This is a genomic window from Limimaricola pyoseonensis, from assembly GCF_900102015.1.
GTDB classification, from domain to species: Bacteria; Pseudomonadota; Alphaproteobacteria; order Rhodobacterales; family Rhodobacteraceae; genus Limimaricola; species Limimaricola pyoseonensis.
Genome location: NZ_FNAT01000002.1, coordinates 554,638 through 575,038 on the forward strand (window position 1 = coordinate 554,638; position 20,401 = coordinate 575,038).

The 20,401-nt window shown below is 68.1% G+C and carries 17 protein-coding genes, 2 tRNA genes and 1 pseudogene; 7 read left to right on the forward strand and 13 right to left on the reverse strand.

Going from position 1 to position 20,401, the window contains the following annotated elements; genetic code table 11:
- Nucleotides 1-20: 20 nt before the first annotated feature.
- The 5 genes from BLT43_RS06510 to lipB form a co-directional block, all read right to left on the reverse strand.
- Nucleotides 21-524, reverse strand: a complete 504-nt coding sequence (locus BLT43_RS06510; protein WP_090111149.1) for a DUF2244 domain-containing protein — start codon at nucleotides 522-524, stop codon at nucleotides 21-23.
- A gap of 81 nt (nucleotides 525-605) precedes the next feature.
- Entirely contained in the window at nucleotides 606-2,309 is a 1,704-nt protein-coding gene (gene ctaD, locus BLT43_RS06515; protein WP_090111151.1) for a cytochrome c oxidase subunit I, read from the reverse strand.
- A 192-nt stretch (nucleotides 2,310-2,501) separates the two neighbouring features.
- Complete coding sequence (locus BLT43_RS06520; RefSeq protein ID WP_090111153.1) at nucleotides 2,502-3,008, reverse strand: isoprenylcysteine carboxyl methyltransferase family protein; 507 nt, start codon at nucleotides 3,006-3,008, stop codon at nucleotides 2,502-2,504.
- Nucleotides 3,005-4,060 carry a type III polyketide synthase gene (locus tag BLT43_RS06525; RefSeq protein WP_090111155.1) on the reverse strand — a complete coding sequence of 352 codons (1,056 nt, stop codon included), beginning with the start codon at nucleotides 4,058-4,060 and terminating at the stop codon, nucleotides 3,005-3,007. The genes BLT43_RS06520 and BLT43_RS06525 overlap by 4 nt, the downstream gene beginning before the upstream one ends.
- A gap of 98 nt (nucleotides 4,061-4,158) precedes the next feature.
- Nucleotides 4,159-4,833: a lipoyl(octanoyl) transferase LipB gene (gene lipB / locus BLT43_RS06530; protein ID WP_090111157.1), complete on the reverse strand. Its 675-nt coding sequence runs from the start codon at nucleotides 4,831-4,833 to the stop codon at nucleotides 4,159-4,161.
- A gap of 162 nt (nucleotides 4,834-4,995) precedes the next feature.
- Here lipB and BLT43_RS06535 point away from each other — a divergent pair.
- The 5 genes and pseudogenes from BLT43_RS06535 to BLT43_RS06555 all read left to right on the forward strand — a co-directional run.
- A tRNA-Leu gene (locus tag BLT43_RS06535) sits at nucleotides 4,996-5,082 on the forward strand.
- 439 nt (nucleotides 5,083-5,521) lie between these two features.
- Entirely contained in the window at nucleotides 5,522-6,622 is a 1,101-nt protein-coding gene (locus BLT43_RS06540) for an ABC transporter ATP-binding protein (protein ID WP_090111159.1), read from the forward strand.
- A gap of 115 nt (nucleotides 6,623-6,737) precedes the next feature.
- A complete protein-coding gene (locus tag BLT43_RS06545; RefSeq protein WP_090111161.1) occupies nucleotides 6,738-7,862 on the forward strand; it encodes an extracellular solute-binding protein in 1,125 nt (374 codons plus the stop codon).
- Between the two features lie 86 nt (nucleotides 7,863-7,948).
- Entirely contained in the window at nucleotides 7,949-9,523 is a 1,575-nt protein-coding gene (locus tag BLT43_RS06550) for an ABC transporter permease (protein WP_242652234.1), read from the forward strand.
- Between the two features lie 13 nt (nucleotides 9,524-9,536).
- Nucleotides 9,537-10,382: pseudogene (locus BLT43_RS06555) on the forward strand (ABC transporter permease); the annotation flags it as partial.
- 93 nt (nucleotides 10,383-10,475) lie between these two features.
- On the opposite strand, the gene BLT43_RS06560 reads toward BLT43_RS06555, so the two are convergent.
- From BLT43_RS06560 to BLT43_RS06590, 7 genes are all read right to left on the reverse strand, one after another.
- Complete coding sequence (locus BLT43_RS06560) at nucleotides 10,476-11,405, reverse strand: AEC family transporter (protein ID WP_090111165.1); 930 nt, start codon at nucleotides 11,403-11,405, stop codon at nucleotides 10,476-10,478.
- 78 nt (nucleotides 11,406-11,483) lie between these two features.
- Nucleotides 11,484-12,284 carry an MBL fold metallo-hydrolase gene (locus tag BLT43_RS06565; protein ID WP_090111166.1) on the reverse strand — a complete coding sequence of 267 codons (801 nt, stop codon included), beginning with the start codon at nucleotides 12,282-12,284 and terminating at the stop codon, nucleotides 11,484-11,486.
- Nucleotides 12,281-13,099, reverse strand: a complete 819-nt coding sequence (locus BLT43_RS06570; protein ID WP_090111168.1) for a TatD family hydrolase — start codon at nucleotides 13,097-13,099, stop codon at nucleotides 12,281-12,283. Before BLT43_RS06570 ends, BLT43_RS06565 begins: the two co-directional genes overlap by 4 nt.
- A 7-nt stretch (nucleotides 13,100-13,106) precedes the next feature.
- On the reverse strand, nucleotides 13,107-14,201 hold the full coding sequence (locus tag BLT43_RS06575) for a DNA polymerase III subunit delta' (protein WP_090111171.1): 1,095 nt from the start codon (nucleotides 14,199-14,201) through the stop codon (nucleotides 13,107-13,109).
- A complete protein-coding gene (gene tmk / locus BLT43_RS06580) occupies nucleotides 14,198-14,830 on the reverse strand; it encodes a dTMP kinase (RefSeq protein WP_090111173.1) in 633 nt (210 codons plus the stop codon). The genes BLT43_RS06575 and tmk overlap by 4 nt, the downstream gene beginning before the upstream one ends.
- Nucleotides 14,831-14,834: 4 nt before the next feature.
- The gene (locus BLT43_RS06585) at nucleotides 14,835-16,073 is read right to left on the reverse strand and encodes a D-alanyl-D-alanine carboxypeptidase family protein (protein WP_090111174.1); all 1,239 of its coding nucleotides are present in this window, start codon (nucleotides 16,071-16,073) and stop codon (nucleotides 14,835-14,837) included.
- Nucleotides 16,074-16,149: 76 nt separating this feature from the next.
- Nucleotides 16,150-16,989 (reverse strand): SPOR domain-containing protein, encoded by an 840-nt coding sequence (locus tag BLT43_RS06590; RefSeq protein WP_242652235.1) that lies wholly within the window; start codon nucleotides 16,987-16,989, stop codon nucleotides 16,150-16,152.
- A 221-nt stretch (nucleotides 16,990-17,210) separates the two neighbouring features.
- On the opposite strand from BLT43_RS06590, the gene BLT43_RS06595 reads away from it, so the two are divergent.
- Nucleotides 17,211-17,300 (forward strand) — tRNA-Ser (locus BLT43_RS06595).
- A gap of 1,003 nt (nucleotides 17,301-18,303) precedes the next feature.
- Nucleotides 18,304-18,483 carry a hypothetical protein gene (locus BLT43_RS18875; RefSeq protein ID WP_131802628.1) on the forward strand — a complete coding sequence of 60 codons (180 nt, stop codon included), beginning with the start codon at nucleotides 18,304-18,306 and terminating at the stop codon, nucleotides 18,481-18,483.
- A gap of 811 nt (nucleotides 18,484-19,294) precedes the next feature.
- Here BLT43_RS18875 and BLT43_RS06600 read toward each other — a convergent pair.
- Nucleotides 19,295-19,744, reverse strand: coding sequence for a hypothetical protein (locus tag BLT43_RS06600; RefSeq protein WP_131802629.1), 450 nt, complete (start codon nucleotides 19,742-19,744; stop codon nucleotides 19,295-19,297).
- Nucleotides 19,745-20,401: the final 657 nt, after the last annotated feature.

Consider the following 20,401-nt stretch of genomic DNA (forward strand, 5'->3'; position numbering starts at 1 on the left):
GTCGCGGCTTCCCGCCGGTGTCAGGCCGCGCGCAGCCGGTCGAGCAGGGGCTGCAGCTCCGCGGCCAGCGCGCGCCGCTCCTCCTCGCTCAGGAAGGCGCCGAGCTCGACCTCGCGGCCGGCGCCGTGCAGCGTCAGATAGGCCGGGACCGGGCCGCCCGTCTCGTGCAGCGTCAGCCGCACCCAGTAGGGATCGGCCTCCCAGCTCTGGTCCGGGCCGCGGGGGTTGTGGCGCACCAGCCGCAGCCGCCCCGGGCCGATCTCGAGCCGCTCCAGCACGCTGCCGTCGCGGTAGCTGCGCATCAAGGCCCACCAGATCGCCGCCACGGCCGCCACGAGGAAGGGCAGGAGCCCCCACAGGACGGGCGATCCGAGCACCGCCAGAAGCGGCAGCGTCACCAGCGCGGCGGTGGCGGCGATGAAGCGCACGAAGTCGCGCTTGGGCAGCGAGCGGTAGGGCCAGAGGTCGATCTCGGCCACGAGCGGGCCGGTCTCGGCCGGGCGCCGGGTCCATTGATAGGGCATGTGGGGGATCTTCGCGGGGAAATGAAGAAGGGCCCGGCGTTGCGGCCGGGCCCTTCCTGTCTGTCGCGTCGCGGGCCGGCCTCAGTGGGCGTGGCTGCGGTCCCAGTCGCTCTGCTTGGGGAGCGTCTCGAAGGTGTGCTCCGGCGGCGGCGAGGGCAGGGTCCATTCGAGCGTGTCGGCATACTCGTTCCACGGGTTCGCGACGTTGACGCGCTTGCCGGCGAGCAGGACGTAGAACAGCATCACGATGAAGAACACGAAGCTCGCGAAGGCGATGAAGGCGCCGATCGAGGAGACCATGTTCCAGGTGGCGAAGGCCTCCGGGTAGTCGATGTAACGGCGCGGCATGCCCTGGCGGCCCAGGAAGTGCTGCGGGAAGAAGGTGATGTTCGCACCGATGAACATCGTCCAGAAGTGCAGCTTGCCGGCCCATTCGGGGAACATCTTGCCCGACATCTTGGGGAAGTAGAAGTAGATCCCCGCGAAGATGCCGAACACGGCACCGAGCGACATCACGTAGTGGAAGTGGGCCACCACGTAGTAGGTGTCGTGATAGGCGCGGTCGATGCCGGCCTGGCTCAGCACGATGCCGGTGACGCCGCCCACGGTGAACAGGAACAGGAAGCCGAAGGCCCAGAGCATCGGCGTCTTGAACTCGACCGAGCCGCCCCACATCGTCGCGATCCACGAGAAGATCTTCACGCCGGTCGGCACCGCGATGACCATGGTGGCCATCATGAAGTAGGACTGCTGCGTCAGCGACATGCCCACGGTGTACATGTGGTGCGCCCAGACCACGAAGCCGAGCACGCCGATCGCCACCATCGCGTAGACCATCGGCAGGTAGCCGAAGATCGGCTTCTTGGAGAAGGTCGCGATCACGTGGCTGATGATGCCGAAGGCGGGGATGATGATGATGTACACTTCCGGGTGGCCGAAGAACCACAGGATGTGCTGGTAGAGCACCGGGTCACCGCCGCCCGCGGGCTGGAAGAAGCTGGTGCCGAAGTTGCGGTCGGTCAGCAGCATGGTGATGGCGCCGGCCAGCACCGGCAGGGCCAGCAGGATCAGCCAGGCGGTGACGAAGATCGACCAGGCGAAGAGCGGCACCTTGTGCAGCGTCATGCCGGGCGCGCGCATGTTGAGGAAGGTGGTGATGATGTTGATCGCGCCGAGGATCGACGAGGCGCCCGAGACGTGCACCGCGAAAATCGCGAGATCCATCGACATGCCGGGCTCGGAGGTCGAGAGCGGCGGGTAGAGCACCCAGCCCACGCCCGAGCCGTGCTGGCCGTTGCCGCCGGGCGCGAAGAGCGACGCCACGCCGAGCGCGCCGCCGGCGACGAACATCCAGAAGGACAGGTTGTTGAGACGCGGGAAGGCCATGTCCGGCGCGCCGATCTGCAGCGGCATGAAGTAGTTGCCGAAGCCGCCGAACAGCGCGGGGATGACGACGAAGAACATCATCAGCACGCCGTGATAGGTGATCGCGACGTTCCACATGTGCCCGTTCGGGGTGCACTCGCTCTCGGGGCTGGGGATCCAGCTCTTCAGCGTCGTGGCCAGCGCGTTGCCCGAGACGTGCTCGGCGCACATGAACTGCACGCCCGGCTGCATCAGCTCGAGGCGCATGTGGATCGTCAGGATCACCGACAACAGGCCCAGGAAGCCCGCGACGAAGAGGTAGAGGATCCCGATGTCCTTGTGGTTGGTGGACATGAACCAGCGGGTGAAGAACCCCCTCTGGTCGTCATGCCCGTGGCCGTGAATGGCGGCGTCTGCCATGTGGCTCTCCCGGTTTCTGGTTGCCTGTCGGGCCCGCACGAGGACTCGCGCAGGCAATTGCCGCCCTTCTAGAGAGGGATCGCGCGCAGCACAACGGTCAGGACGCCGCAGGCGGGCCGTGAAACGCGGTTCGGGTCACCGCCTTGCCACGCCCCCGCCGCGCCCGGCCGTGGCCCCCGCCTCGGGCCGGTTTCAGGCCCTCGTCGCGGAGCGGTAGGGGGCGAGCGCGCGCGCCTCGACCCGGATGCGCCACGCCAGCATCGCGGCGTTCAGCAGCCCGAAGACCAGCGCCACCTCCCACAGCCCGAGCACCATCGGCGCGACCGGGATCTCGACCGCCACCAGAAGGTAGTTCGGGTGCCGCAGCCAGCGGAACGGCCCCGTCGCCACCAGCGGCGCGTCGATCACGATGATCCGGGTGGTCCAGCGCGGCCCGAGGCTCGCGAGGATCCAGACCCGCAGCAGTTGCAGGAGCGCGAAGAGCCCGAGCCAGCCGAAATGCAGCGCCGCGTCATGGCCCATCACCGCCATCGCCGCGAGCCATCCGGCGTGCAGCGCCACGATCAGCGGGTAGTGCCCCGCGCCATGCTCGACCGCGCCGCGCGCCATCAGCCGCGCGGTGTTGCGCCGCGCCAGCGCCAGCTCGGCCAGCCGCTGCAGCCCCAGAAAGCCGAGAAAGAGCAGCGCGCCCGCGCTCATGCCGCGACGTCCAGCACGACGAAGGCGGCGGTGAAGCCCGGCCCCAGCGCGCAGGCCAGCATCCGCCCCGTGGCGCCCGAGGCCAGCACCCGCTCGAGCACGAAGAGCGCGGTCGGCGCGCTCATGTTGCCGCAATCGCGCAGCACGGCACGCTCGGCGTCGAGCGTGCCCTCCGCAAGCGACAGAGCCGATTCGATGGCCGTCACCACCTTGGCGCCGCCCGGATGGCAGACGAAGCGGTCGATGTCGGCGCGCCTGAGGCCGGCCGCCGCCAGCGCGCCGTCGACGGCCTCGGCGAAATGCTCGGTGGCGAAGCCGGGGATGGCGCGGTCGAACACAACGCCCAGGCCCTCGTCGTCGACCTCCCAGCCCATGATCCGCAGCGTGTCGGGCCACATGTGCTGATGCGCAGGCCCGATCGCCACCGGCCCGCTGCCGCCCTCGGCGTCGCAGCTCAGGCAGGCCGCCGCCGCGCCGTCGCCGAACAGCACCGTGGCGATGATGTCGGCCTTCTGCAGCCGGTCGGCGCGGAAGGAGGGCGTGCAGGCCTCGACCACCACCAGCAGCACCTTGCTGCCGGGGCGGGCGCGGGCGAGATCGGCGGCGATGCCGAGCCCGGCGGTGCCGCCGGCGCAGCCCAGCCCGAAGATCGGCACCCGCGTGACGTCGCCGCGAAACCCCATCGCGGCCGCGGCGCGCGCCTCGAAGCTCGGCGTGGCGATGCCGGTGGTGGAGACGGTGACGATGGTGTCGACCTCGTCGGCGCGCCAGCCCGCGCGGTCGAGCGCGCCGGTGGCGGCGTCGCGGAACATCTTCTCGCCGCCCTCGAGATAGACGGCGTTGCGGTCGGCCCAGCCATGCGGCTCGTCGAACCACTCGAACGGCGCGACCGACCAGCGCCGCGCGATGCCCGACTGCGCGAAGCTCGCGGCGAGGCGTTCGAACTGCGGGTAGCGGGGGCCGAGGATGCGCTCGGCATTGCGCCGGACCAGGTCCTGCGGCAGCTCATGCGCAGGCAGTGCGGTCGCGAGACCGTGCAGCGTCACGCTCATGGATGTCCCCCCTTCTTTTCGGGGGCGACCGCGCCGTTATCCGATCCGCGCGTCGCCCTGGCCGGCCAACCGTAGCACCGGGGCAGGGGGTCGGGGGCTCACAGTGACGTGGCGCGCCGCAATTCGCCGCCGACGCAGGCGCCGAAGCTGCGCTCCAGCGCCGCGTCGAGATCGGCCATCGTCACCGGCAGGCCGAGATCGACGAGGCTGGTCACGCCGTGTTCGGCGATGCCGCAGGGCACAATGCCGTCGAAATGCGACAGCTCCGGCTCCACGTTGATCGAGATGCCGTGGTAGCTCACCCAGCGGTGCAGCCGGATGCCGAGCGCGGCGATCTTGTCCTCGGCCACCGCGCCGGCGGGCCCGCGCGGCCGCTCGGGGCGGCGCACCCAGACCCCGACCCGGCCCTCGCGCAGCTCGCCCGCGACGTTGAACTCGGCCAGCGTCGCGATCACCCAGCCCTCCAGCGCCTTGACGAAGGCGCGCACGTCGCGGCCGCGCCGGCCGACATCGAGCATGACGTAGATCACCCGCTGGCCGGGGCCGTGATAGGTGTACTGCCCGCCGCGCCGCGTCTCGAACACCGGAAAGCGGTCCGGGTCGGTGAGGTCCGAGGCCTTGGCGCTGGTGCCGGCGGTGTAGAGCGGCGGATGCTCGAGCAGCCAGATCGCCTCCTCGGCCTCGCCGGCCGCGATCGCGCGGGCGCGCGCCTCCATCGCGGCCACCGCCGCCTCGTATTCCACGAGATCGTCACTCACGATCCAGTCCACCATGGCCGCGCCCTTGCCCTGCCGTTGTCCTCCGGGCGGGCATGGCGCGCGCCGCGCCGAAAGTCAAAACGCGCGATTGCGACGTTGACGCCGGGTCCTCCGAAATTGTCTCTTGCGCTCCCCCGAACGGGCGGTCTATAGGCCCCCCAGCCTACCTGATCACGTGCGGTCGTGGCGGAATTGGTAGACGCGCAGCGTTGAGGTCGCTGTGGGGTAACTCCCGTGGAAGTTCGAGTCTTCTCGACCGCACCAATCAGGCGGACCTGCCGAAGGGCAGGCCGCCGGGACTGGAAGGCACCATCCCCGACATGATCGTCCCGACCCGCCGCGCCCCCTGCGCATCGGCGGGGTTTGGCCGTTTCGGGCCGCGCAGTGCCTGCCGGCTTGTCGCGGGTCGTTTCCGACTTCAGATTGGATGAAAGCGACCTCGGGAATCGCATTTCGGGCAGTCCCTCGAAAAAATACATCTCAGGGTTGCGCCGCAAGACCGCCGTTCCGGCCGCGGCCGCGTGCCGCCTAGCACCTGCGGATATCCAAGCGGGGCAGGGCGATCGCGCCGCGCCGCAGCGCGAGTGACCTTAGGTTATTCGCGCCGCTTTCCTAATCGGTTGCAAACCGGGGGGACGCTTGTTTTAGTCTTGCTCGACAAGTGCGGAATACAATCCGCCGGCACAACAACGGGGAGCAAGGCTTGGCCCAGGGCTCGAGTACCGACGCGTTCGTCGAATTCGAACGCGTCCAGAAAAGCTATGACGGCGAGAACCTCGTCGTGAAGGATCTGAACCTCTCGCTGCCGAAGGGCGAGTTCCTGACCATGCTGGGACCGTCGGGATCGGGCAAGACCACCTGCCTGATGATGCTCGCGGGCTTCGAGACCGCCACCCATGGCGAGATCCGCCTCGACGGCAAGTCGATCAACAACATCCCGCCGCACAAGCGCGGCATCGGCATGGTGTTCCAGAACTACGCGCTGTTCCCGCACATGACGGTGGGCGAGAATCTCGCCTTCCCGCTCGAGGTGCGCAAGATGGGCCGCTCCGAGCGCGAGCAGAAGATCGCCCGCGCCCTCGACATGGTGCAGATGGGCGACTTCAAGAACCGCCGACCGACCCAGCTCTCGGGCGGTCAGCAGCAGCGGATCGCTCTGGCCCGCGCGCTGGTGTTCGAGCCCGAGCTGGTGCTGATGGACGAGCCGCTCGGCGCGCTCGACAAGCAGCTGCGCGAAAGCCTGCAGTTCGAGATCACCGAGCTGGCGCACCGTCTCGGCATCACCGTGGTCTACGTGACCCACGACCAGACCGAGGCGCTGACCATGTCCGACCGCGTCGCGGTGTTCGACGACGGCCGGATCCAGCAGCTGGCGCCGCCCGACGAGCTCTACGAGAAGCCGCAGAACAGCTTCGTCGCCCAGTTCATCGGCGAGAACAACACGCTCGAGGGCGTGGTCGAGAAGATCGAGGGCGGCTTCGCCTTGGTTCGTCTCGACGGCGGCGAGGTGATCGACGCCCTGCCGGTCAACGTGCAGGAGGTCGGCCAGCGCACCCGCGTCTCGATCCGCCCCGAGCGGGTCGAATCCAACCTCGAACGCCTGCATCCCGAGGCGCACACGCTGCCCGCCGTGGTGCAGGAGTTCATCTACATGGGCGACACCTTCCGCACGCGGCTCAAGGTCGCCGGGCGCGACGACTTCATCATGAAGACGCGCAACGCCCCCGACCAGCCGCGCCTGAAACCGGGCCAGGAGATCCGGATCGGCTGGCTCGCCGAGGATTGCCGCGCGCTCGACGCCTGAGCGTCACGCGCGCCAGCGCGCGCGCCCCGCGAGGGGGCGCGCCGAATGCGGGGCACGGCCGCCCGGACGCCGCCCCCTGTCAGACCAAGAACCGGGTACAACACGGGAGAACTTCATGAAGATCACTCGACTTCTGACCGCCACCACCGCGCTCGTGGCCACCGCCACCATCGCCGGGGCGGAAAGCCATGTCGAAATGGCCGACGAGATGACCATCGTCAGCTGGGGCGGCGCCTATCAGGAAAGCCAGCTCAAGGCCTATGTCGAGCCCTATCTCGAGCAGAACCCGGGCGTGACCGTCACCTGGGACGAAAGCTCGGCCGAGGCCGTGGCCAAGCTGCGCGCCCAGAACGAGGCCGGCAACGTCACCTGGGACCTCGTCGACGCCACCGCCGCCGACGCGATGCGCCTGTGCGACGAAGGCCTCGCGATGGAGGTCGATCACGACGAGATCCTCGCCGCGGCGCCCGACGGCACCCCGGCATCGGAGGATTTCGGCGAGGAGATGCTGGTCTCCGACTGCTTCATCCCGCAGATCGCCTACTCCTATACCTTCGGCTACCGCAACGACGTGGCCGAGTGGAACGGCAACGAGCCCGACGACATCTGCGACGTCTTCGACCTCGAGAACTTCCCGGGCACCCGCTCGCTCGAGAAGCGGCCGCACAACAACCTCGAATGGGCGCTGATCTGCGACGGCGTGGCCTATGAGGACGTCTACGACGTGCTCGAGACCGAGGAAGGCCAGGACCGCGCCTTCGCCAAGCTCGACACCATCAAGGACGACACCATCTGGTGGTCCTCGGGCGCCGACACGCCGCAGCTGCTCGCCGATGGCGAGGTGGTGTTCGGCTCGACCTACAACGGTCGCCTGTTCAGCCTCATCGTCGAGCAGGACCAGCCGGTCAACATGATGTGGGACACCCAGTCCTACGACCTCGACGGCTGGATCATCCCCGAGGGTCTCGACGAGGCGCAGCTCGCCCGCGTGCAGGACTTCCTGTACTTCGCGACCGACACCCAGCGTCTCGCCGACCAGGCCAAGTACATCTCCTACGGTCCGGCCCGGAAATCCTCCGCGCCGCTGGTGGGCGAGCATGCCGAGCTGGGCATCGACATGGCGCCGCACATGCCGACCAACCCGGACAACGCGCAGAACGCCTTCGTGCAGAACTACGAATGGTGGGCCGACTACCGCGACGACCTGGACAGCAAGTTCCAGGCCTGGCTCGCGCAGTGACGCCGCGCGCGTGACCCGACAGGGGAGGGGGCCGAACGGGCCCCCTCCCGACCCCCTTTGACGGAGGCATGATGACCGACAGCGCGATGACACCCCCGAAGCAGCCGATGGCGGCGCTGCCGGGCGGCGAGGTGACGGAAGGCCCGATGCTCGCGGCCGACGGCACGCCGCTCAAGGCCAGCCTGAAGCGCGCGCTCAGGCGCGAGAAGCTGCGTGCCCTGCTGCTGATCTCGCCGCTGCTGATCTTCATCCTGGTGGCCTTCGTGGCCCCGATCGCCGACATGCTGTTCCGCTCGGTCGAGAACCAGATCGTGTCCGAGACCCTGCCGCGCACCGTCGCCGCGCTCGAGGCCGACGAGGCCCTGCCAGAGGAGGCGCCCGGCGAGGAGGTGTTCCACGCGCTCTACACCGACCTGGTGATCGCCGAGGAATACAAGGTCCACACCCGGCTCGGCAGCCGGCTGAACTACGAGATGACGGGCCTGTCGTCGCTGTTCCGCGGCACCGGCCGCGATGTCGGCCGCTTCGACACCGACATCTACACCGACCAGTTCGTCGAGGCCGAACCGGCGCTCGAGGATCCGGTCAACTGGTCGAACTGGATGTCCGAGGAGGAGATCCGCGACGCGCTGCCGCTGACCGCCGACGCCTGGGACGCCTGGACCACGCTCACCGTCGAGGCGAACGAGGACGACCCGCTCGAGGAGGACGTGGCCGACTTCGTCTACACCGCGCTCTACCGCGACCTCGCCAACGGTGCCGCGCCCGCGAACTTCCCCGATGTCGACGTCTCGAGCTTCGAGACCGTCTCGATCAGGGCGCTGTTCGAGGACAGCGACGAGGACTGGCTCGACCCCGAGGTCTGGCAGGTCATCCAGACCTACAGCCCGGCCTATACCGACGGCTACTTCCTGAACTCGGTCGACATGATGAACGGCCCGGGCGGCGATGCCCAGTGGCGCCCGGACGACGAGCAGATCTATCTCAAGCTGTTCTGGCGCACCATGTGGATGTCGATGGCGATCACCTTCTCCTGCATCCTGCTGGGCTACCCGATCGCCTACCTGCTCTCGACGCTGCCGCTGCGCTCGGCCAACGTGCTGATGATCCTGGTGCTGCTGCCGTTCTGGACCTCGCTGCTGGTGCGGACCAGCGCATGGAAGGTGCTGCTGCAGCAGCAGGGCGTGATCAACGACACGCTGGTCTGGATCGGCATCGTGTCGGACGCCAACCGCCTGGCGCTGATCAACAACGCCACCGGCACGATCATCGCCATGACGCACATCCTGCTGCCCTTCATGATCCTGCCGCTCTACTCGGTGATGAAGACGATCCCGCCCTCCTACGTGCGGGCCGCGAAATCGATGGGCGCGAACGACTGGACCGCCTTCTGGCGCGTGTGGTTCCCGCTCTCGATCCCGGGCATCGGTGCCGGCTCGATCCTCGCCTTCATCCTGTCGATCGGCTACTACATCACCCCCGAGATCGTCGGCGGCACCGAGGGCGTGTTCATCTCGAACCGGATCGCCTACCACATCTCGTCCTCGCTGAACTGGGGTCTGGCGGCCGCGCTCGGCTCGATCCTGCTGGCGCTCGTGCTGGTGCTCTACTGGCTCTACGACCGCATCGTCGGCATCGACAACGTCAAGCTGGGAGGCTGAGAGAATGGCTGCACTTCCCCCCTATGCCTCGACCGGCCAGAAGATCTGGCACTATGCCTACAGGGCGATCTGCGCGGCGATCTTCTTCTTCCTGATCGCGCCGATCCTGGTGATCATTCCGCTGTCGTTCAACGCGGAGAACTTCTTCACCTTCACGCCCGAGATGCTGCGGCTGGACCCGGAGGGCTACTCGCTCAAGCACTACCGCGACTTCTTCGGCAACCCGGACTGGCAGGTGCCGCTGTGGAATTCGCTGAAGATCGCCCCCGTGGCCACCTTCCTGTCGGTGGCGCTGGGCACGCTCGCCGCGATCGGCCTGAGCCAGCCGCATGTGCCGTTCCGCCGGGCGATCATGGCGACGCTGATCTCGCCGATGATCGTGCCGCTGATCATCTCGGCCGCCGGCATGTATTTCTTCTACAGCCGGATCGGCCTGCAGGGGACTTACTGGGGCGTGGTCCTCGCCCATGCGGCGCTGGGCATCCCCTTCGTGATCATCACCGTGACCGCGACGCTGGTGGGCTTCGACCGCTCGCTGACCCGGGCGGCGGCCAATCTCGGGGCGGGGCCGGTGCGCACCTTCTTCAAGGTGCAGATGCCGCTGATCCTGCCCGGCGTGGTCTCGGGCGGCCTCTTCGCCTTCATCACCTCCTTCGACGAGGTGGTGGTGGTGCTCTTCGTCGGCTCCGCCGGCCAGAAGACGCTGCCCTGGCAGATGTTCACCGGCCTGCGCGAGCAGATCTCGCCCACCATCCTCGCCGCCGCGACGGTGCTGATCTCGATCTCGGTGGTGCTGCTGGTGACGCTCGAGGTGCTGCGCCGCCGCTCCGAACGGCTTCGGGGCATGAGCCCGGGCTGATCCCGCGCCACGCAGGACCACGATCTTCGAGACGCCCCGCCATCCGCGCGGGGCGTTTCACGTTTGACAGGGGTCCTTCGAAGGGTTCCGCGCTCAGGGCAGCAGCGACAGCCAGATCGTCGCGGTGAGGATCGAGACTCCCGTTCCGATCAGCACCGCCGAGGCCGCCACCCGCTTGGCCGTGCCGTAGATCGAGGCGAAGAGATAGGCGTTCACCCCCGGCGCCATCGCCGCGGTGATGATCGCCGAGCGGAACGCCTCGACCCGGAGGCCGGCCATGCTGCCCAGCACCCAGACCACGACCGGGTGCAGCACCAGCGACACCGCCACCACGTAGAGGATCACCCGCATGTCGCCCTCGGGCTTGTAGCGGTAGAGGATGCCGCCCAGACCGAACAGCGCCGCCGGCAGCGCCGCGCGCGCCATCAGCTCCAGCGCCTGCACCAGGACCTCGGGCATCGGCAGGCCCGACAGGTTCACCACCGCGCCCAGCCCGATGCCGAGGATCAGCGAGTTGCGGCTCATCGCCTTGAGCACCTTGCCCGGCAGCTGGCGCAGCGCGCCGCCGCGGGCGCGCGCCAGCTCCATCGCGGTGATGCCGATGGCGTAGCAGATCGGCGAGTGGATCGCGATGATCGCGAAGTTGGCCTGCAGCGCGTCGGCGCCATAGGCGCGCTCGGTGATCGGCAGGCCCAGAAGCAGCGAGTTCGAGAACAGCCCGACGAAGCCGATCGCGACCGAATCCTCGAGCGTGCGGCCGAAGATGTAATACGCCCCCAGAAGCCCCGCCGCGAAGCCGGCCAGCGCGCCGGCATAGAAGCTGCCCAGCAGCGCGAACTCGAACTCCTGCGCGAGGTCGAGCCGCGCGATGGCGAGGAACAGCAGGCAGGGGATGGCGAAGCTCTGCGCGAAGGTCATCAGACCGTCGACGGCGCTTTCGGTGATCCAGCCCCGCCATGCGGAGAGGTAGCCGAAGCCCAGCACGAGGAAGACGGGCAGGGTGACGGAAAGCAGCAGCAGCATTCGGACGGCTCCGCGCGGACCGGGGCCGCGGTGATGCGTGGATCGGGAAGGGCCGGGGGCGCGGCGCGTCCCCGGCGCTCAGATGTCGAAGTGGAGCGTCATCCCGTCATGGGCCGGGGTGACGTGGTCCGGCGTCTCCGCCGCGACGGTGGCGTAGTCGAGGTCGAAATGCATGTTGGTCAGCACCGCGCGGGCCGGAGCGGCGCGGGCGATCCAGTCGAGCGTCAGCTCCAGATGCGCGTGGCTCGGATGCGGCTTGCGGCGCAGCGCGTCGACGATCAGACAGTCGAGCCCGTCGAGATGGCGCCAGGCGGCCTCGGGGATCTCGTTGACGTCCGGCAGGTAGGCCATGCCGCCGCAGCGCAGCCCCAGCGCGGTGATGTTGCCATGCACGAGGTCGAAGGGCGTGAGACGGATCTCGCCGCCCGCGCCGTCCACCACCACCTCGCCCGCGATCCGGTGCAGGTCGCAGATCGGCGGGTAGTCCGAGCCCGGCGGCGTCTCGAAGGCATAACCGAAGCGGTCGAGCAGCGCCTCGGAGGTCGGCGCGTCGGCCCAGCATTGCAGCCGCGACCGCATGTTGAAGGCGATCATCCGCAGGTCGTCGATGCCGTGCACGTGGTCGGCATGGGCATGGGTCCAGACCACCGCGTCAAGCTCGCCCACCCCGGCGTCGAGCATCTGCTGGCGCAGGTCGGGCGAGGTGTCGACCAGCACGCGGGTGACGCCGTTCGGCCCGTGCCGCGTCAGCAGGAGCGAGCAGCGCGTGCGCGCGTTGCGCGGCTCGGCCGGGTCGCAATCGCCCCAGCGATTGCCCAGCCGCGGCACGCCGCCCGAGGAGCCGCAACCGAGTATGCGCGCCTCGAGCCGGTCGCTCATGCTTCGCTCCGTTCCGGGGCCCAGGCCGCGGCCTTGGCGAAGAGACGGTCGAAATTGCCGCTGGTCTTCGCCGCGAAATCGGGCAGGGACAGGCCGAACAGCTCGGCGCCGACCTTGGCCGTGTGGGCGGTGTAGGCGGGCTCGTTGCGCTTGCCGCGATGCGGCGGCGGCGCGAGATAGGGGCTGTCGGTCTCGACCAGGATGCGGTCGAGCGGCGCGGCCTCGAAGATCTCGCGCAGCTCACCCGAGCGCGGGAAGGCGGCGATGCCGGACATCGACAGGTAGAAGCCGAGATCGAGCGCCGCGCGCGCGAGCCCCGCGCCCGAGGAGAAGCAGTGCATCATGCACCGGTATTCGCCGGCGGCGTGCTCTTCGGACAGGATGCGCGCCATGTCCTTGTCGGCGTCGCGCGCATGGATGATCAGCGGCAGGCCGGTGCGGCGCGCGGCCTCGATATGGATGCGCAGGCTTTCCTGCTGTACCGCCTTGCTCTCGGCGGTGTAGTGGTAGTCGAGCCCGGTCTCGCCGATGCCGACCATCTTCGGGTGCGCGGCCAGCGCCACCAGATCCTCCACGGAGGCGAGCGGCTCGTCGGCGGCGCTCATCGGGTGGGTGCCGGCGGCCCAGAAGACCGGGTCATGCGCCTCGGCGATGGCGCGGACGCTGTCCGCGTTCTTCAGCTTGGTGCAGATCGTGACCATCCGCGTCACGCCGGCAGCAAGCGCGCGGTCGATCACCGCGGCGCGCTCCTCGGCGAAGTCGGGAAAGTCGAGATGGCAATGCGCGTCGACGAGTTGGAAGTCTTGGGAAGTCATCTGGCCTCTAGGCTGCGGCGGTCTCCGCCGCCGTCGCTTCGATCCTCAGCAGCATATCTAGAAGCAGCGCCGAAGGGTCAAGGTTCACCGCCCGCCCGTGCCGGGCGCGGGCCGACAGCTCCTGCTGCAGCTCGGCGATGCGACGCGCGGCGCGGGCGTCGGGGGCGAGCGCCACGAGCAGCCGGGCCTCGCCCGAGGCGCCCTGCAGGTCGGGCTCGCCGGCAAGCCCCGCGCGCGCGGCGCGGGTCAGCAGCAGGTCGATCAGGTCGAGAAGCAGCGGAAAGCGGGTCTCGGCCGCCTTGCCGCCGCAGCTCTCGGCCAGCGCGATGGCGCGCGGCCGGTCCATGCGCGGCAGGCCCGAGAGAAGGCCCACCAGCTCGGCGTAGAGCGCGCGGCCGTCCAGCTGCGCGATCCGCGCCGCGCCGCCGACCGAGCCCGCAGCGAGCACGGCCAGCGCCTCTGGCGCGTCGCTCGCGACGCCCGACTGCGCCAGCGCCTCGGCCAGCGGCGCGGGTTCGAGCGGGCGCAGCCGAAGCACCCGGCAGCGCGAGCGGATCGTCGGCAGCAGCCCCGAGGGCTGGTGCGAGATCAGGAGCAGCGTGGTGTCGGCGGGCGGCTCCTCCAGCTCCTTCAGCACGGCGTTGGCGGCCGACGGGTTCATCTCGTCGGCGGCATCGACGATCACCACCCGGTGGCCGCCATCGGTGCTGCTGAGATGGAAGAAGGATTTGAGCTTGCGCACCTCGTCGACCCGGATCTGCGCCGAGAGCCTGTCGCCCTTGTCGTTCGGGCCGCGCTTGAGGACGAAGAGCCGTGGATGCGAACCGTTCCGGATCAGCCGCAGGTCGGGGTCGCCCTCGGGCAGGTCGAGGCTCTCCGCCCCGCCACGGCCCGAGAGCAGATGCGCGGCGATGCGGTAGGCCAGCGTCGCCTTGCCCACCCCCATCGGCCCGGTGATCAGCCAGCCGGAATGCAGCCGCCCGCCGGCGCGCGCGGCGAGGAACTCGGCCTCGGCCGCCTCCTGCCCGATCAGGCGCGTGGTCTCGCGCGGATGCGGCAGGCCGGGCAGGCCGGTCGGGTCGGGGAGGTCGTCCGCGCTCATGGCGCGAGGCCCGCGCGCGGCAGGGCGATGGCGGCGATGTCGGCGGCCACGGCCTCGGGGGCACGGTCGCCGTCGATCCGCACGCAACGGTCGGGGAACTGCTCGGCCAGCGCGTGGAAGCCCGCGCGCAGGGTCTGCTGGAACCCGAGCCCCATCTCCTCGAAGCGGTCCTCGCCGGAGCGGCGCGCCAACCCGCGCGCGAGCGCGGTTTCGGGAGCCATGTCGATGATGAAGGTGAGGTCGGGCTCGGCGCCGATCATCAGCGCGTGCAGCCGGTCGACCGTGTCGCGCAGTTCGCCGCGCGTCGCGCCCTGGTAGACGCGGGTGCTGTCGGCGAAGCGGTCGGTAATCACCGCGTGGCCGGCCTTAAGCGCCGGGCGGATGGTGCGCTCCAGATGGTCGCGCCGCGCGGCGGTGAAAAGCAGAAGCTCCGTCTCGGCCGACCAGCGGGCCGGGTCGCCGGTGAGCAGGAGCTGGCGGATCTCCTCGGCGCCGGGGCTGCCGCCGGGCTCGCGGGTCAGGACCGTTTCGCGGCCCGCCTCGCGCAGCCGCTCGGCCAGCAGCCGGGCCTGGGTCGACTTGCCGGAGCCGTCGATGCCCTCGAAGCTGATGAAGAGCCCGTTCGCCACCGGATCAGGATTCGTCGGCCGTGGCCGGTTCGGCCGCGGGCTCGGCTTCGGCGGGGGCCGGCTCGGCCAGCGGGTCGAGGCCGGGCAGCGCCAGCCCCTCGGGGCCGAAGCGGTCGAACAGCACGCTCGCGGCCACTTTCACGCGCGGCAGGAAGCCGCCGCGCGCCACGGCGGCCTCGGCCACCAGTGGCACGCGGGTCTCGGGCAGCCCCTCGCGCGAGATCACCAGCTCGGCCAGCTCCTGGCCGGCCTCGATCGGCGCCTCGATCGGGCCTTCATAGACCACCTCGGCGGCCAGATCCTCCGAGCCCATGGCCGGCATCAGCAGCGACAGGTCCGCGCCGAGCACGAGGCCCACGCGGTTGCGCTCGCCCATCCAGACCTCGGCCTCGGAGATGCGGGTGCCTTCCTCGCCGATGTCGCGCTGGGCGAACTGGCGGAAGGCCCAGTTGACGATGCGCTCGCTCTCGACCCGGCGCGACTGGGTGCTGTCGAGACCGGTGATGACGAAGATCACCCGGCGGTCGCCCTGCTTGGCCGAACCGACGAGGCCGTAGCCGGCCTCGGAGGTGTGGCCGGTCTTCAGCCCGTCGGCGCCGATGCCGAGCCCGAGGATCGGGTTGCGGTTCTGGCTGTTCGAGGGCACCCGGCCGTCGAATTCGAACTCCTGCTCGGCGAACATCGGGTAGTAGGTCGGGAACTCCTCGATCAGCCGCTCGGCGAGGATGCCGAGATCGCGCACCGACATCTCGTGGTTCGGGGCGGGCCAGCCGTTCGAGTTCTTGAAGGTCGAGTTCATCATGCCGATCTCGCGCGCCTTCTCGGTCATCAGCCGGGCGAAGCCGGTCTCCGTCCCGTCGGGCGAGAGCGCCTCGGCCAGCACGGCGGAGGCGTCGTTGCCCGACAGCACGATCACGCCGCGCAGCAGATCCTCGACCGAGACCCGGTCGGTGGTGTCGAGAAACATCGACGAGCCGCCATAGGAGGCGGCGTGCTCGGAGACCGGCAGCAGCTGGTCGGGGCTGAGCCGGCCCTCCGCAATGGCCTCGAAGGCCATGTAGAGGGTCATCAGCTTCGACATCGAGGCCGGCGGCAGCGGCTGGTCGGCGTTCTTTTCCAGAAGCACCGTGTCGGTGGTCTGGTCGTAGACGAAGGCCGCGCGCGCCGGGGTCTCGAAGGACTGGGCCTGCAGGGGCAGGGCGCCCATGGCAAGCAGCGCGGCGGCTAGGAAGGCTCGGATCATCACTGGCTCCGGTCTGTCGGGCGGGCGCGCGGCCCGCGATCGCATCGGGCGGCCCGCCAGGGGCGGGCCGGGTGTGTCAGTCTCGCACGAAATAGGCGTCGGTGAAGCCCAGCGCCTTCACACGGGCGAGAGCGTCGGCGCGGGCCGCCTCGGTCGCGGCCGGGCCCACCACCACGCGCCAATAGGGCTTGTCCTGGATCTGCGAGGACAGCACCCGCGCCGTGAGCCCCTCGACCTCCATCGCGGTGGCGGTGTCGCGGGCGTTGGCCTCGACCGAGAAGATGCCGATCTGGATGAAGGCGCGTTCGAGCGCCGAGGCGGCGGCGGGCTCGGGGCGGGCGGGAACTTCCGTTACGGCGCCGGTGGTCGAGGCCTCGGCCGCGGGCAGGGCGGCGGTCTCGATCGCTCCGGCCGCGGCGGCGGGCTCGAGCGGCACCGCCTCGATCGGCTGGGGGTCGTCGAAATCGGTGGTGGCGCCGGGCGCCTCAGGGGCCGGCTGCTCGGCCCGGCGCAGCGCGGTGACGTTGAGTTCGGCCGGCGCGCCGGCCAGGAGGCCCAGCGCCTCGGCCGCCTCGGAGCTGACCTGCAGCGCCGGTCCGGGCGCCTCGCGCTCGCGCCGGAACAGCGCGCCGATCACGAAGCGGCCATTGGCGGTGTTGCGGATCACCACCTGGCCGATCTGCTCGACGTCGACGCCGGGATAGGCGACCCAGACGCCGCCCAGCGACGGCCGCCCGTCCCACAGGCCGGCCTCGGTGACCTGGAAGATATTGGGCGCCTCGACGTCGCGGGAGACGATCTCCGTGCTTTTGGCCGGTGCCTCGCCGCCACCGGGGCCCTGCGCGTCGCCGCAGGCGGCGAGCAGCGCGAGCGCCGCCAGAGCCGCGGCACGGCGTGCGAAACCATAGCCAGACATCATCCTGCCCCTCGCTTGCGCGATCCGCCCTGGCGGATCCGGCCGTTGGCCGGCCGTGATTGCTGCTTGCGGCCGCCGGTCCCGTCGGACGGGCCGCCGCGCCGGGCAGCATATCCGTGCCCCGCCGGCATGGAAAGCGCCCGGCGCGGATATGGGCGGGATTTTTCCCGCGCCGCCCGGGCCTTCCCGAATCGCGCCGGCTTGCGTAGTGCGGTCGCGCCGGAGGAGTGGCAGAGCGGTCTAATGCAACGGTCTTGAAAACCGTCGTGCGTGGAAGCGTACCGTGGGTTCGAATCCCACCTCCTCCGCCAAGTTTCTTTAGAATGTTTAAGTATAACAGTGATTTAGGGGCGCGTGACGCTGGACCGTCCCCCATTTAAACCCCCATTCATAATCCGCATTGAGGGCAGGGGGGATCATTCTCCAAATTGCGGATGCGGGTGTTTTCAGAATGCTGTCCGTCCCCAGCTCGGCAGCGATGAGACTTCGCGCACCCCCACCCCGTTTCCTGCCTAAGCTCGATGCACACGAAGGTGAGGCACGGGTCTTCGACTCCGCCGCCCTACTTACTTTTCCGGGGGGGCAGGCTGCCGCTGTAAGAGATTACTTGTTATCAGAGGCCTGACACGTCTCGTCAGTTCGTTGATGTTGCGTTCAGCGTCAACCCATTCCCGTGCTCGCCTGTCATGCAGGTAGGACGGATGCCTCTCATCAGCGTAGCGCCCACCGCCTGCGCCACGAAACCGGCATACGCGTTATCCTCTGAGAGCTGAGCCTCTACACCTTGCACCCGTTCGCTTAGGCGTGGCGACGCATCTAGGGGCCGCTTGAGCCCCGCTCATGGGGTTATCGTCATTCTTTGATATGATGCTGCCCACCATGGTGGATGTTACCCACGACCGCCTGTCTACCGCGTTTGACTGTGACGCGCGCTATTCAGACGGTTTATTGGCCTTAGCGCGGTGCTTCTTCAGCGCTTCCATCTACGTGAGGTTGCCCTGCTGTTTGCCGAACGCGCGCTGGGCTGTGGTCTTGCCGATGCTCAGCGTTTCCGCCGTCTCGTTAAGGGAGAGGAACAGCGTGCCGTTTTGTTCGCGCCGTTGTGCTGACGTCTGCAAATCAAAGTGTTTCGGAGTGCGGGCAACTCACTCCTCCGTCCTGACCTTCGATCATCGTCGCAGGAGATGATTCATTTGAGCCTTATCCGTGGCTTGCTAGCGATGTGGCTCCCGCGGGGTCGTATTGGCGCTCAGGTGCCCCATCTGTGTAGTGGCCGAGGGGTATTCCCTCTCTGGCTTTATGGAGGGCCCAATAATGGGTGCCGACACTTCTCAGCCAAACCGCAACCCCGCCAGTCGCAATCTCGCGAGGGATGAAGACGACAAGAAGCGCGCCCAATACGCGCGAGACAAGGCAGCGACACTCGATCAGGAATCGGACCCGGCGCAGCCGCAACCCGGCGACAAGCCGCACCCCGATCCAATCAAGAGCTGATACTGCGCCATCCAAGAGATTGAGCATGTCGCCGGACCATTTGTGGCGCATGAGGAGCTTGAGTGCCTGCTAGGTGGAAGCCATGGCCGAGCTTCATTTACGAGTGTTCTGCCCCCCGAACGGCCTCCGGGGGGCAGGGTAAGCCTTGGCTCGCCATGCTCTGCCCATATTTTCTCCGCCTCGACCACATGCAGATGCGCAGCCCGTCCGTCTCGTCGCTCTCCATGAAAAGCCGTCAACCCCCGATGGTGCCGAACACTCGCTAGGTGCACTTCGCATCGCTGTAGTTTTCGGCGGGCAAAGCGCTTGGTCTTGAGTGCGTCGGTTAAGGCTTGGATCCGTGCCATTCAGGAACAATCCTTCATAGCTTGGTCGAGTAAGGACCCATCCGCGCGCGCATGATAGTGGTTGCAAAACTGATGGCGCGCGAAGGCGGCAACCGGTTTGGTTTGCAGCCCGTTCATTCTCTACTTGCCGCCTTGAGGTCGGCCTGGGCGAGCCCGCTCCCGCTGCTTAGTCGCGACTGCGTTTCTGGTGGGCCGGGTGTCATGAGCTGTGTTCGCCTGTCTGCCGGTACGGCCGGACCGCTCCTAGCAACCCGTTAATGTCGCGCCGGGTTCGAGCCCATTCCCGTGACCGCCTGCCATGCCGGTAGGAGGGGTGGGCGCTGCCTGCTGAGTGCCCCCCGCCCGCGCCATGGAAGCGGCACACGTTCCAGCCTTTGACAGCGGGGCCCTTGCATCTCACGCCCGTACGTTTGGACGTGGCGGTGCATCTGGGGGCTGCATGGGCCCTGCTCATGGGGTTGTCGTCACCTTTCACCGTGATGCCTCCCCCCGTGCTGGACGTTGCCGACGACGGCCTGTCCGCCATTCTCGACAGTAACGCGTTCGACCCGCACCGTCTGCTGTGCCTTAGCCCGGTGCTTCTTCAGCGCTTCCATCTGCGCGAGGTAGGTGCGGCTCAGGCGGATCATCGATCGCTCGAAGCTCTCGCGCACGTGGTAGCAGCCGGTCGTATTCAACTCGCGCCGAGCCAGCTCTGTCATTGCGGCGTGCGTCACGGTCATCTGAATGACCAGCACGGCCTTGATGCCGTCGTGGAGTCCCTGCTCGGCCATCATAGCTGTTGCGAACTGGCAGCAATCCTCCTCTTGGCGCCTCCCGACCACCAATTCTTGCAACTGGCCCGGGCATGGTGTGGCGACCCCCGAGGCCAAGAGGGCAGTTTCCAGCTCGGAAGATGATCCGGCTATGTTCATGGTTTTCCATCCGTCATGTTCTTGGTGAAGGCAGTAGGGCGGGACCGGGGTGTTTGTAGGGTTAGCTCTGGCTCCAGCACGGGTCCCAGAGCCAAGGTCATCGACCTCGATTCGCTCAGATTTTTGTTCGGCTGGCACTGCCTGTGCCGCCATTTTTATTATTCAAAGCCTTGAGCGTATTCATTGCCTTAAGGGTGGTTCGGGTGATTCGCGGAAAATGTGTGCAGCGAATCACTATCTTTGTGCTGGGGAGGGGTAGAGGGTGGGGCCAGGAGGGCGAATCATGGAAAATAAAACTCCAAAAAGGATAGATGACCCGTTTGACGAAATGGCCGATATGAATCGTGCACAGCGTGAGCGGGAGTACCTTGCTAGGCAAGAGCGGAGGTGCAAGCCCAATCGGGCTGCGCCGAAAACCTCCCGGGAGCTCCCTGAAAAGGGCTGAATTCAATTTGTGGTTTGGACATGCTGCCGGTTTTTTCAGCATGTGGACCATGCATGTGGGAACGTGCCGTGCATTGGCCTTTTAACTATTCTTCTGCCCTCTAAGAAAAACTTGGAGGGCAGATCGGTTCAATATTGATCTGGAGGAATTTCTGGCGATGCCTTTCCGTTGCGGGCGGTTGGTATTACGAAATTCCATTGGTTCGAGGGTGA